Genomic DNA, 12,110 nt, shown 5'->3' on the forward strand with positions numbered 1-12,110 from the left:
CAGGGAGAACCACCATGAAGAAGGAAGTTGTCGAAGTGCCGGTGCTGTCGGCGGCTGTGCGGGCGCTTGGCGTGCCGCTGTCGCTGGTGACCAAGGGCGCGGGACTCGTCTTCGTGTCCGGCACGCCGCCGCTCGATATCTCGACCGGCAGGCTGGTCAAGGGCGACATCGAGGTGCAGACCGAGGCGTCGCTGAAGGCGCTGAAACACTGCCTGGAAGCGGCCGGCACGTCGCTAGACAATGTGGTGATGGTGCGCATCTACGCCGTCAACTCCGGCTTCTACAACGCCATCAACCGGGTCTACGCGAGGCATTTCCCCGAAAACCCGCCGTCGCGGACTTTCGTGCCGGTGGCGTCATGGCCCATGGAGTTCGACATCGAGATCGAGTGCGTCGCGGTGGCGTGAGCTTTGGACCATGCCTCGGCGCTGGCGTTCGGCCGGTGGCGCTATAAGCTCCCCGCAAACGGGGAGATTGCCATGAAGAAGGAAATCATCGAAGTGCCGGTCATGTCGGCCAAGGTGCGGGCGCTCGGCCTGCCGTGTTCGACGGCGGTGAAGGCCAATGGCTTCGTGTTCATTTCGGCGACGCCGCCGGTGGACATGGTGACCGGCGAGATGGTGCGCGGCGACATCGAAACGCAGACCGAGGCGTCGCTGAAGGCGCTGAAACATTGCCTGGAAGCGGCCGGCACCTCGCTCGACAATGTGGTGATGGTGCGCATCTACGCCGTCAATTCCGGCTTCTACAACGCCATCAACCGGGTCTATGCCAGGTACTTCTCCACGAACCCGCCAGCGCGGAGTTTTGTGCCGGTGGCGTCATGGCCAATGGAGTTCGATATCGAGATCGAGTGTGTGGCAGTGGCGTGAGTTCTGGACCATGCCTCGGCGCTGGCGTTCGGCCGGTAGCGCTATAAGCTCCCCGCAAACGGGGCGAGATTGCCATGAAGAAGGAAGTCATCGAAGTGCCGGTCATGTCGGCCAAGGTGCGGGCGCTCGGCCTGCCTTGCTCGACAGCGGTGAATGCCAATGGCTTCGTGTTCATCTCGGCAACGCCGCCGGTCGACATGATGACAACCAAGCTCGACTTGAACAGCGTCAAGCAAAATACTCCTGCAGCGGCCTGACCTCCAGGCTCCCCGCCTTCAGCGCCGCGATCGCCTCCGCCACGGCCGCGGCACCCGACAGCGTCGTATAATACGGTACCTTCTGCATCAGCGTCGCCCTACGCAGAGACTTGGAGTCCGATACCGCCTTCTGGCCGTCCGTGGTGTTGAAGACGATCTGGACCTGGCGGTTGCGGATGGCGTCTTCGATGTGGGGCCGGCCTTCCAGCACCTTGTTGATCTTCTGGGCGTCGACGCCGTTTTCGGCGAGGAAGCGGGCGGTGCCTGAGGTGGCCAGGACCTTGAAGCCGAGGCCGGCCAGGCGCTTCACCGCCGGCAAGATGCCCTTCTTGTCCTCGTCGCGCACCGAGACGAACAGCGTGCCGGAGCGCGGCAGGTCGACGCCGGCGCCGAGCTGGCTCTTGGCGAAGGCCAGCGCGAAATCGCGGTCGAGGCCCATGACCTCGCCGGTCGAGCGCATTTCCGGTCCGAGCAGGATGTCTACGCCGGGGAAGCGGGCGAAGGGGAAGACGGCTTCCTTGACCGCGATGTGGCCGGGGTTCCTCGGATCGGGCATGGCGCCATAATGGGCGAAGGCGTCTTCCAGCGTCTCGCCGGCCATGATGCGGGCAGCGATTTTCGCAATCGGACGGCCGATGGTCTTGGCGACGAAGGGCACGGTGCGCGACGCGCGCGGATTGACCTCCAGCACATAGACCGTGCCGTCCTTGATCGCGTACTGCACGTTCATCAGCCCGCCGACATTGAGCGCGCGGGCGAGGGCCGCCGTCTGGCGCTCCAGTTCGTCGACCAGCTCCGATGGCAGCGAGTGAACGGGGAGCGAGCAGGCCGAGTCGCCCGAATGGATGCCGGCCTCCTCGATGTGTTCGAGAATGCCGGAGACGAAGGTCGCCTTGCCGTCGCAGAGGCAGTCGACATCGACCTCGATGGCGCCCGAGAGATAGGTGTCGAACAGCAGCGGGTTCTTGCCCAAGAGCGTGTTGATCTGGCCGGTCTTGTCGTTGGGGTATTTCTGCTTGATGTCCTCCGGCACCAGGCCGGGCACGGTGTCGAGCAGGTAGGTCTGCAGCATGCCCTCGTCATGGATGATCTGCATGGCGCGGCCGCCCAGCACATAGGACGGGCGCACGACCAGCGGGAAGCCGAGCTCGCCGGCGACGAGGCGGGCCTGCTCGACCGAATAGGCGATGCCGTTCTTCGGCTGGCTGAGGTTGAGCTTGTGCAACAGCTTCTGGAAGCGGTCGCGGTCTTCGGCCAGATCGATCATGTCGGGCGAGGTGCCGAGGATCGGGATGCCGGCCTTCTCCAGGGCGTCGGCGAGCTTCAGCGGCGTCTGGCCGCCGAACTGGACGATGACGCCGACCAGTTCGCCCGACGCCTGCTCGGCGCGCAGGATCTCCAGCACGTCCTCCGCCGTCAGCGGGTCGAAATAGAGCCGGTCCGACGTGTCGTAGTCGGTCGAGACCGTCTCCGGATTGCAGTTGATCATGATCGCTTCATAGCCGGCGTCGCGCAGCGCAAAGGCGGCGTGGCAGCAGCAATAGTCGAACTCGATGCCCTGGCCGATGCGGTTCGGGCCGCCGCCGAGGATGACGACCTTCTTGCGCGACGAGACCTGTGCCTCATTGGCGAGCGCGCCGGCGAAGGGCACTTCATAGGTCGAGTACATGTAGGCGGTGGGCGAGGCGAACTCGGCGGCGCAGGTGTCGATGCGTTTATAAACTGGATGAACGTCGAGCTTTTCGCGAATCTTCTGAATCACTTCGGCGTCGGTCTTCGTCAGCGACGCGAGGCGGGCATCGGAGAAGCCCATGGCCTTCAGCATGCGCAGATTGACCGCATCCTGCGGGATGCCGTGCTCGCGGATGCGGGCTTCCATGGCCAGGATGCCGGCGATCTGTTCGAGGAACCACGGGTCGATCTTGCACATGGCGTGCACGTCTTCCAGCGAGGTACCCATGCGGATCGCCTGCGCCACCATGCGCAGCCGGTCGGGCGTCGGCGTGCCAAGGGCGGCGCGGATGGCGTTGCGGTCGTCGGCATGGTTGGCAACTGTCGCCCCATGGCCGAGACCGGGGATCTCGATCTCGTCGAGACCGGTGAGGCCGGTTTCGAGACCACGCAGCGCCTTCTGCAGCGATTCCTGGAAGGTGCGGCCGATGGCCATGACTTCGCCGACCGACTTCATGGCGGTGGTCAGCACCGGCTCGGCGCCGGGGAATTTTTCGAACGCAAAACGCGGGATTTTGGTGACGACGTAATCGATCGACGGCTCGAAGGAGGCGGGCGTGGCGCCGCCGGTGATGTCGTTCTCCAACTCGTCCAGCGTGTAGCCGACGGCGAGCTTGGCGGCGATCTTGGCGATGGGGAAGCCTGTCGCCTTCGAGGCCAGGGCGGAGCTGCGCGAGACGCGCGGATTCATCTCGATGACGACCAGGCGGCCGTCGGCCGGGTTGACGGCGAACTGCACGTTGGAGCCGCCGGTCTCGACGCCGATCTCGCGCAGCACCGCGATCGAGGCGTTGCGCATCATCTGGTATTCTTTGTCAGTGAGCGTCAGGGCAGGGGCGACGGTGATGCTGTCGCCCGTATGCACGCCCATCGGGTCGATGTTCTCGATCGAGCAGACGATTATGCAATTGTCCGCCTTGTCGCGGACGACCTCCATCTCATACTCCTTCCAGCCGAGCACGCTTTCCTCGATCAGCACTTCGGTGGTCGGAGAGGCGTCGAGGCCGGACTGGACGATCTCGTAGAATTCGGCCCTGTTGTAGGCGATGCCGCCGCCGGTGCCGCCCATGGTGAAGGAGGGGCGGATGATGGCGGGCAGGCCGACATGGTCAAGCGCCTGGGCGGCGATCGCCATGGCATGGCTGATATAGCGCTGCTTGCGGTCGCCTTCGCCGAGGTTCCAGCGGGTTTCCAGCGCGTCGAGCGCGGTATCGAGATCGGCCGGCTTCTCGGCTTTCAGTGCCGCGCGCTCGGCCTCATGCGTCTTGCGGTCGGCGTTCTTGACGTCGGTGGCGTTGGCCAGCATCGACTTCGGCGTTTCCAGGCCGATCTTGCTCATCGCCTCGCGGAACAGCGCGCGGTCCTCGGCCTTGTCGATGGCCGTGGCGTCGGCGCCGATCATCTCGACATTGTAGCGCTCGAGCACGCCCATGCGGCGCAGCGATAGCGCGGTGTTGAGCGCGGTCTGGCCGCCCATGGTCGGCAACAGCGCGTCGGGCCGCTCCTTGGCGATGATCTTGGCGACCACCTCGGGCGTGATCGGCTCGATATAGGTGGCGTCGGCCAGTTCCGGGTCGGTCATGATGGTGGCCGGGTTGGAATTGACCAGGATGACGCGGAAGCCCTCTTCCTTCAGCGCCTTGCAGGCCTGGGTGCCGGAATAGTCGAACTCGCAGGCCTGGCCGATGACGATGGGGCCGGCCCCGATGATCAGGATCGACTTGATGTCGGTGCGTCTTGGCATGTCATAGGTCCGTTCGGCGGGCGGCTTGCACAAAAAACCGGGACGGGAAGACCCGGCCGGTTGTGCTCGCGATTCTGGTATCAGGCTAGGTGGGCCTTATAGGGAAGAGTTTTGGGAGATGTAACCCCGAAAATGAGGGATTAGGGCAGTAGGGCAGTAGGGCAGTAGGGCAGTAGGGCAGTAGGGCAGTAGGGCAGTAGGGCAGTAGGTAGGGGCTCGAGTGCCCTTTAAACATATTGCCTTACTGCCCTACTGCCTTACTCCCCTGGCACTTAGTGCCCGAAGGCCACCGTGTCCGTGATCTCGAAGCGTTCGGAGACGCCGATGCGGATCATGCTGAGGCTGCCCTCGCGGGTGAAGCGGAAATCGCTCTTGGCGTTCGAGCCGGCCGGCAGGCCGGCATAGAAGGAGATGACGCGGCTGCCGCCGTCGGGCCATGTCACGGTGACGTCGGCCTTGTCGGCGCCCTTGTGCACGACGGTTGCCGCGCAGGGCGTCATTGGCTGGCCGACGTAGCGGGCGCAGGGAATCGCGAGGGTGCCGCCAGAGGCAAGGGCGGCGGGTTGTGGCGGCAGTTCGGCAACGGTCTGCGTGTCGACGGCGGGCGCGGCATCGGCGGATTCCGGCCGCGGCGTGGGAACGGGAACGGATCCCGCCGCCGAGCCGCTGTCCGCGGCCGTGCCGGCATCGCCGTCGGGGGCCGGGATTTCCCCGGTCGGCGGCGTTTCGCTCGCCGCCAGGGCCAGGCCGTAGGCATCCTGCATGGCGATGGTGGCGGCGGATTTCACCGGAGCTTCAGGGGCAACGGGTTGGGCCACGCCGCCCAGCCTTGCCGTCAGGTCGGGCGGCGTCGTGGCGCTGCTCGATGCCTGGGCGGCAGGAGGTGTCGCCGCGGCTGGGTCGCCGGCAGCGGGCACGGCCGCATCGGCAGCGGCGCTCGCGGTGGTTGGCGCATCCGCTGCCTGGTCGGGGGTTGGCACGGTTGCCGGATTGACGGGAACGAGGTAGCGCGCGGGCGCCCAGCCGGTGGCTTTGGGATTGTCTGACTCGACCTTGCACCATGGGTGCCCGTCAATGTCGTTGCAGCCAAGGTTCCTGACGCTTGCACCGGCAGCCAGACGGGTTTCGGTCTTGCCGATCGCCGATGGCTTGGCGCGGATATTGAGCAGGTCGTCGGGGGCGAGGCCGGTGACGATGGAGATGAACGGCGCCTCTTCGGCCTGGGCAGGCGCGACAGCCGGCCACGCCGCCATCAGCAACGGAGCCGCAATCAGCGCATGCAAACTTTTTCGGAGCGTAACTGTGCGCCTCTTCATTTGGCCGTGCGCCGATACTCAAATCACCATGCCGTGGCGGTTCCGCCGCGTGCCCGGCCGGTTTTATAAGGGACGAAGCGCCGCCATGTAAGTCTGAAAATTCAAGCGAGCCATGATGCTGGTCGGGCGGGAGGAGCCCTGCCGTTGCTTCCAAAGCCCCGGCGGCGGTGCGGATTCATGGGTCAGGATCATGGATTTTGGCCGTGCGGGGAGGCTTACGGCATGAAGCCGGTCCGGAGCGCATGGGCCCATTCCGGACGTCCCGCCTGTTCGGCCTGTCGCGCCGCCGCCCCATGGTCGTAGTCCACGGCAATGGCCTCGAAACGGTCCGGCCGGCCTTCGCCGCCCAATGTGACGATGCCGTAGCGCGCATGCGGCGAGCCCTGTTCGGAAACATGCGCCGGCGGGGTGGAATCATCATAGGCGGGGCAGCCGATGCTGCCCGGATTGAAGATGACGGGACCGCTGGGGACGCGGATCAGCTCCGGGCGGTGGCTGTGGCCGCAGAGCGCGATACGGCAGGCCGGGTCGAGTGTCTTCAGCCGCCGCCGGATCGCAGCCAGCGGCGCGCGCACCAGCTGGCCATCAACGACCGCGTCGAGTAGATATTTCTCGTCATGGTCGGGGCGGGCGTGGAAGGCGACGATGCCGGGCGCGATCTCCAGCGTCAGCGGCTGGGCGAAGAGGACCTGGCGCTGCGCCTCGGTCAGCCGCTCCTTTGCGTAGACGTCGGACGCCCACATGGTTTCGTCCGCGGGATCGGCGGCGACGCGGCGGTCGTGGTTGCCGCGCACCGTCGGCAGGTCCAGCGCCTCAAGCCGGGCAAACGTCTCGCGAGGCCAGAGCGGGCCGGAAACGCTGTCGCCGAGATTGACGGTGAGGTCGGCACCGCCACGACGCGCCAGGTCCTCCAGCACGGCGTCGAGCGCCAGGACATTGCCGTGGATATCGGCGAGGACGGCAATGCGCATGAGGGGAGGCTCCGCTAATCCGGGGGATCGCATAGCAGCATGACAATCGTGAACCAATCCCGGCAGGTTGGCGCCAGGAGTAGCCCGCCGATCAGTTCAAGCTCGCCAATTCGTTGTCCGCATAGTTCAGAAGGCTGGTGAAGAACGTGTCATACTGGCTATAGCCCGCGGCTTGATACACGTCCCTGGCGGCCTGCACGGCGTTGCGTCCTTCAAGAACCAGATCGCGCGAGCGGCTGCCCACGCCAAGACCGATCAATGCCCGGCCGAGATTGGCCTGCGTTTGTCCCCAGTCGAGCGGCTGGCTATCGCGCGTGCGCACTTCGAGCGTGGCACGATAGGCGGTGATGGCTTGTTCGAGAACCGCGGCATCACCCGTGCGATCGGCAAGGAGCTGAAGCGCATCGCCAAGATTGTACTGCGTCTGTGCCCAATAGAACGGCACGTTTTCGCGGGTCACGACTTCAAGAACCGAACGATAGGCGTCGGTGGCCTCCTGCAGTTGAGGCGTGCCGTCGACATGCTTGCCGATGGCAAGAAGCGTATTGCCGAGATTGTACTGTGTCTGCGCCCAATCGAGTGGCACGCGCTGACGGGTGCGTTCTTCGAGCGCCGCGCGAAACGCCGCAACGGCGTCCACCAACCTTGTTGTGTCGCTGCGCTCGCCGAGCAGTTCAAGCACGCTGCCGATGTTTGTCTGCGTCGCTGCCCAATCGAGCGGAACGCGTTCACGGGTGCGCTCCTGGAGCGCGGCGCGATAGGCGACGAGCGCCTCTTCCAGCCGCTCCGTGCCGTTATCACGTTGTCCGAGCGCCGCCAGGGCGATGCCGAGATTGTTCTGCGTCGTCGCCCAGTCGAACGGCTTGCGCTCGCGCGTCATTTCCTCCAAGGCCGCCCGGTAGGCGGTGACGGCCTGCTCCAACAATGTCGTGTCGCCATTGTGCAGGCCGATTCCCGCCAGAGCACGGCCAAGATCGGATTGCGTGGCGGCCCAACCGAGCGGCACGCGTTGGCGCGTGCGCTCCTCCAGTGCAGCGCGGAAGGCGATGACCGCCTCCTCCAGCCGCGTGGTGCCGTTTTCGCGCTCGCCCAGGGTCATCAGGACGGTGCCTAGATTGGTCTGCGTTTCCGCCCATTGCAGCGGCGCGAGTAGGCGTGTCTGCGCTTCGAGCGCAGCACGATAGGCGATGACCGCTTCCTCCAACCGCACGGCGCCGCTTTCACGCGCGCCCAGCACCGATAGTGCATTGCCGAGGTTGTTCTGCATTCCGGCCCATTGCACGGGATAGCGCTCGCGCGTCTGCTCCTCGATCGCCGCCCTATAGGCGGTTACCGCTTCCTCCAGCCGCGTGTTGTCGGGTTCGCGCCGCCCAAGCGCCACCAGCGCGTTGGCGAGATTGTTTTGCGTTCTCGACCAGTCCAGCGGCACGCGCTCTCGTGGACGTTCCTCAAGAGCCGCGCGAAAGGCGACGATGGCTTCCTCCAGCCGCGCCGTGCCGTTCTCGCGCTCGCCAAGAGCGATCAGCGTGCTGCCGAGATTGTTCTGTATCGTGGCCCATTGAACAGGCGCGCGTTCACGGGTGCTTTCCTCGAGTGCCGCGCGAAAAGCGACAATGGCCTCCTCCAGATGTGCCGTGCCGCTCTCGCGTTCGCCAAGAGCAGCCAGGGTGCTGGCGAGATTGGACTGGGTGCCCGCCCATTCAAGCGGGGCGTGTTCGCGGGTGCTGACCTCAAGCACCGCTCGGTAGGCGGCGACCGCTTGCGTGAGACGCCGCGTATCGGTGTCTCGCTGGCCGAGAGCCAGAAGGGCATTGGCAAGATTATTCTGGGTCGTGGCCCAATCGTCCGGTGCCGTGTCACGCGGCGCGAGCGCCAATGCCTCCTGCATCACGGCGATGGCATCTGCCAGCGCAGCATTGTCGCCACGGTAGTCGCCATGGTTCATGAGTGCTGCCCCCTGGGCGAGCTTGTACCGTAAGGCCAGCCTCTTATCCCAGCGCTCGACCTGTTCGAAGGCCTTGGCGTAGTCGCCGGCCGCCGGCAGATAGTCCCCCTTGAGTTCATTTGCGTCGGCCGTGCTGGCAAAGATCGCGCCGCCTTCGAGCCGACGGGCCTCCAAATTTGCCTCGGTGGCGTCAAGGCTTGCCGAGACGGCCGTGAAACGGGCTTTCGCTGCTTCGCGCAAACGCAGATTTGCATCGAGCGCGCCTTCGGAGAGCGCCTTGTCGGCCAGGGCGGAGAGCCGCACGATCTCGGGATCCTGGCTTTTCAGTGCCGAGCGCTCCGCCATGATGCCCTTAAGCCGATCGGCCTGGTCGCGCAGCAATTTTTCGAGTTCGGCCGGATCCCTCGGCGTCTCGGCGCCCATGGCGCGCAGCATGGCGTAGAGCGCGTCCATCGGCACGCCGCGGTCGGCGGCGGTGGCTTCGATCTGCTTGCGGTCGGCGTCGGGCAGGGCGGCGATCGTGAGCAGAAGCTGGCGGCGCTCCTTGAGGATGTCGCCATCGTCGCCGGTTGGTTCGGCCGGTGCCTTGCCGAAATACAGCAGCCGGCGGAGGCTTTCGTTGACCCAGGGCCGCTGCTGGCCGTTGGTCTTGAGATAGACCTCTTCGGCGACCATGCGCATGACGGTACCGAATTCCTCGCCCTGCATTGCGTCGAAGTGGCGAAGGATGGCGGCGGCGTAGGGGCTGTTGCCGCCGGCGGCGCCGTCGAGCGCGGTGTGGCCGGGCGCCGCGGCGAAGGCAACGACCGCACCGACGCTCTCATCGGCTGGCGTGGCGCCGGCGGCGGGTTGCAAGGGAGCCGCGCCGCGTGCTTCGCTCAGGCCGGCGCCGATGGGCGCGGGCGCCGCTCCTGGCGCGGCGCGGACAACAGCACCGGACGGGAATGGACTGGTGCGGCAGGCATCCAGCATGACGATGGTTACGGGAACCGTCGCCTGGAGTTTGGCGACCAGCGCCGAGAGCGGCACCAGTCTTTCGTCCGCCGCGTCGAGCGCGGAAACGTCGGCATCGATGGGCACGAGATAGTTCTCGCCGCCGGCCTCTATTCCGTGGCCCGAATAGTAGAGCACTGCGACATCGGCATCCCTGGCATCCTCGGCGAAACGCTGGAGATCGCGGGCGAGGCGGGATGCATCACGGTCGGTGGAGACGGAGGTGTCGAAGCCAAGGCTATCGAGCAGATCCTCGATGGCGTGCGCGTCGTTCCGCGGATTGGGCAGCGGCTTCAGATGCTCATAGGCGCTGTTGCCGACAACCAGCGCCACACCGCGCAACCTGGCGGCCTCAGTGGCCGACGCAGTGGCAAGCCAGCAGCCGCAGGCCATGACCGCCGCCAGGCAGAGAAGGAACCAAGATTGTTCGCAAAGCCGCCGCTTCACACCGCAACCCCCAAAGCTAGGCGGATTGTTTTACCCGATCTGGGCAGCATAAGGGCATTGGCTGTCGCAGCAAGCCGTTCCGCGACCGGCGAGGCCTGTCGTCAGGCCGGCATCTCGATATCGTGGCCGCCGACCGCCGGCAGTGCGGGGTCGTCCACGGCCGCGGCGATGACGCTATCGAGCAGGCCGGGGAAGCGGGCGTCGAGGTCGGCGCGGCGCAGCGTGATCATGCGGTTGGTGCCGGCCACTTCGGCGCGGGTGACGCCGGCCTCGCGCAGCTTGGCAAGGTGGTAGCTGAGATTGGTCTTGGAGGCGAGGTCGAGGAACTGGCTGCAGTTCAGCGGCACGCCTTCCTTGCTGGCGAGATAGCGCACGATGGCCAGCCGCGTCGGGTCTCCGAGCACGCCAAGCACGATGGGCAGGCTGATCTGGTCCGTATTGGGGTGTGGCAAGGTCATGGCTGGAACCTAAGCACAGTTCGGGCCGATTTCAACGCGTCTGTCCCGCCGTGGCCGTGCACATTGTTTCTCCGTTCTGGGACCCGTGCTGACACAGGGCTGTCAGGATGGTTCAGCTATTTTCCCCTGGCTTCATTGACATCATGGCCTGTTATGTCCAATTGTTCAACAACTTTTGAACTAAGGACATCTGCCATGGACAAGCGGCTCTTCTGGCTCGCGCTCGGATCGTTCACGATCTCGACCGAAGGCTTCGTCATCTCCAGCCTTCTGCCCGACATCGCCCGGGATGCCGGCATTTCCATCCCGCTCGCCGGCTCGCTGATCACCGCCTTCGCGCTCGCCTATGCGATCGGCACGCCGATCCTGGCGACGCTGACCGGCGAATGGGACCGGCGTCGCGTCATCTTGTGGACGCTGGTGTTCTTCGTCATCGGCAACGTTGTTGCCGCCTTGAGCTCATCCTTCGAAGTGCTGTTGGCCGCGCGCATCATCATGGCGTTGTCGTCCGGCCTGTTCGCCGCGACCGCGCAGGGCACGGCGGTGGCGCTGGTCGATGACCATCACCGGGCGCGTGCCATCGCCGTCGTCGTCGGCGGCACCACCGTGGCCGTCGCTGTCGGTGCGCCGCTTGGCGCGCTGGTGGCGGCCTTCGCCGGCTGGCGCGGCACTTTCTATGCCATTGCCGGGCTTGGCGCGCTCGCCGGCGCGATCCTGTGGTATCGGCTGCCGCGCGGCATCGTCGGCACCAGGCTGCCGCTCAGGCGCCGGCTTGCCGCGGCGATGCGGCCCGGCGTGATGCCGATCCTTGTGACGACATTGCTGGCGCTGACCGGCGCCTTCACCGTCTTTGCCTATGTCGCGCCGCTTGCCATCGAAGGCGCCGGACTGAGCCAGATCGCGCTGCCCGGCATGCTGCTCGCCTTCGGCGTCGGCGCGGTCATCGGCAACATCGCCGGCGGCCAGGCGGCCGACCGCTTCGGTGCCACGCGCACCGTCGGCTGGTCGTTGACGCTGAGCGCGGCCATGCTGGTGATGCTGTCGGTCGTGCCGAACTTCCTGCCGCAGCATATTGCCGGCCCGGCGCTGATGGCGATGATGGTGCCGTGGGGCATCGTCGGCTGGGCTTTCCCGCCGGCGCAGGCCAGCCGCATCATCAAGCTGGCGCCCGACGCGGCCCCGATCGTGCTGTCGCTCAACGGTTCGGCGCTCTATCTCGGCGTGGCGCTGGGCGCGGTGGTTGGCGGGGGCGTGCTGCGTTACGGCGCGCCGGCCGACCTCGGCCTGGTCGCCGCCGCCTTCCCGTTGATCGGGCTCGGCATCGTGCTGGCCGGACGGATGCTGGCGCGGCCGGTCGCGATGCCGGCTGAGTAGGA

9 protein-coding genes are annotated in these 12,110 nt (G+C 66.0%); 4 read left to right on the top strand and 5 right to left on the bottom strand.

Features of this window, described 5'->3' with window-relative positions; genetic code table 11:
- The first annotated feature begins 14 nt into the window (after nucleotides 1–14).
- From MesoLj_RS12760 to MesoLj_RS12770, 3 genes are all read left to right on the top strand, one after another.
- Nucleotides 15–407 (top strand): RidA family protein, encoded by a 393-nt coding sequence (locus MesoLj_RS12760; RefSeq protein WP_202326201.1) that lies wholly within the window; start codon nucleotides 15–17, stop codon nucleotides 405–407.
- Nucleotides 408–479: 72 nt separating this feature from the next.
- On the top strand, nucleotides 480–872 hold the full coding sequence (locus MesoLj_RS12765) for a RidA family protein (RefSeq protein WP_202326202.1): 393 nt from the start codon (nucleotides 480–482) through the stop codon (nucleotides 870–872).
- Between the two features lie 74 nt (nucleotides 873–946).
- Nucleotides 947–1,129 (top strand): hypothetical protein, encoded by a 183-nt coding sequence (locus MesoLj_RS12770; RefSeq protein WP_244735356.1) that lies wholly within the window; start codon nucleotides 947–949, stop codon nucleotides 1,127–1,129.
- Here the strand turns inward: MesoLj_RS12770 and carB are convergent.
- The 5 genes from carB to MesoLj_RS12795 all read right to left on the bottom strand — a co-directional run bounded on the left by carB (nucleotide 1,101) and on the right by MesoLj_RS12795 (nucleotide 10,734).
- The gene (gene carB / locus MesoLj_RS12775; RefSeq protein ID WP_202326203.1) at nucleotides 1,101–4,604 is read right to left on the bottom strand and encodes a carbamoyl-phosphate synthase large subunit; all 3,504 of its coding nucleotides are present in this window, start codon (nucleotides 4,602–4,604) and stop codon (nucleotides 1,101–1,103) included. The two genes, MesoLj_RS12770 and carB, sit on opposite strands and share 29 nt — an antisense overlap.
- A gap of 272 nt (nucleotides 4,605–4,876) precedes the next feature.
- Nucleotides 4,877–5,920, bottom strand: coding sequence for an SH3 domain-containing protein (locus MesoLj_RS12780; protein WP_202326204.1), 1,044 nt, complete (start codon nucleotides 5,918–5,920; stop codon nucleotides 4,877–4,879).
- 215 nt (nucleotides 5,921–6,135) lie between these two features.
- Nucleotides 6,136–6,891: a metallophosphoesterase family protein gene (locus MesoLj_RS12785; protein WP_202326205.1), complete on the bottom strand. Its 756-nt coding sequence runs from the start codon at nucleotides 6,889–6,891 to the stop codon at nucleotides 6,136–6,138.
- A 91-nt stretch (nucleotides 6,892–6,982) separates the two neighbouring features.
- Complete coding sequence (locus MesoLj_RS12790) at nucleotides 6,983–10,222, bottom strand: caspase family protein (protein ID WP_202326206.1); 3,240 nt, start codon at nucleotides 10,220–10,222, stop codon at nucleotides 6,983–6,985.
- Between the two features lie 155 nt (nucleotides 10,223–10,377).
- Entirely contained in the window at nucleotides 10,378–10,734 is a 357-nt protein-coding gene (locus tag MesoLj_RS12795) for an ArsR/SmtB family transcription factor (RefSeq protein WP_202326207.1), read from the bottom strand.
- Between the two features lie 195 nt (nucleotides 10,735–10,929).
- Here MesoLj_RS12795 and MesoLj_RS12800 point away from each other — a divergent pair, with 195 nt between their 5' ends.
- Nucleotides 10,930–12,108: an MFS transporter gene (locus MesoLj_RS12800; RefSeq protein ID WP_202326208.1), complete on the top strand. Its 1,179-nt coding sequence runs from the start codon at nucleotides 10,930–10,932 to the stop codon at nucleotides 12,106–12,108.
- Nucleotides 12,109–12,110: the final 2 nt, after the last annotated feature.

This window comes from Mesorhizobium sp. 113-3-9, from assembly GCF_016756515.1.
GTDB lineage: Bacteria > Pseudomonadota > Alphaproteobacteria > Rhizobiales > Rhizobiaceae > Mesorhizobium.

Excerpts from the sequence above, each read along its gene's own strand:
- MesoLj_RS12760 (WP_202326201.1), top strand. The coding sequence starts at position 15 with ATGAAGAAGGAAGTTGTCGAAGTGCCGGTGCTGTCGGCGGCTGTGCGG.
- MesoLj_RS12765 (WP_202326202.1), top strand. The coding sequence starts at position 480 with ATGAAGAAGGAAATCATCGAAGTGCCGGTCATGTCGGCCAAGGTGCGG.
- MesoLj_RS12770 (WP_244735356.1), top strand. The coding sequence starts at position 947 with ATGAAGAAGGAAGTCATCGAAGTGCCGGTCATGTCGGCCAAGGTGCGG.
- carB (WP_202326203.1), bottom strand. The coding sequence starts at position 4,604 with ATGCCAAGACGCACCGACATCAAGTCGATCCTGATCATCGGGGCCGGC.
- MesoLj_RS12780 (WP_202326204.1), bottom strand. The coding sequence starts at position 5,920 with ATGAAGAGGCGCACAGTTACGCTCCGAAAAAGTTTGCATGCGCTGATT.
- MesoLj_RS12785 (WP_202326205.1), bottom strand. The coding sequence starts at position 6,891 with ATGCGCATTGCCGTCCTCGCCGATATCCACGGCAATGTCCTGGCGCTC.
- MesoLj_RS12790 (WP_202326206.1), bottom strand. The coding sequence starts at position 10,222 with ATGGCCTGCGGCTGCTGGCTTGCCACTGCGTCGGCCACTGAGGCCGCC.
- MesoLj_RS12795 (WP_202326207.1), bottom strand. The coding sequence starts at position 10,734 with ATGACCTTGCCACACCCCAATACGGACCAGATCAGCCTGCCCATCGTG.
- MesoLj_RS12800 (WP_202326208.1), top strand. The coding sequence starts at position 10,930 with ATGGACAAGCGGCTCTTCTGGCTCGCGCTCGGATCGTTCACGATCTCG.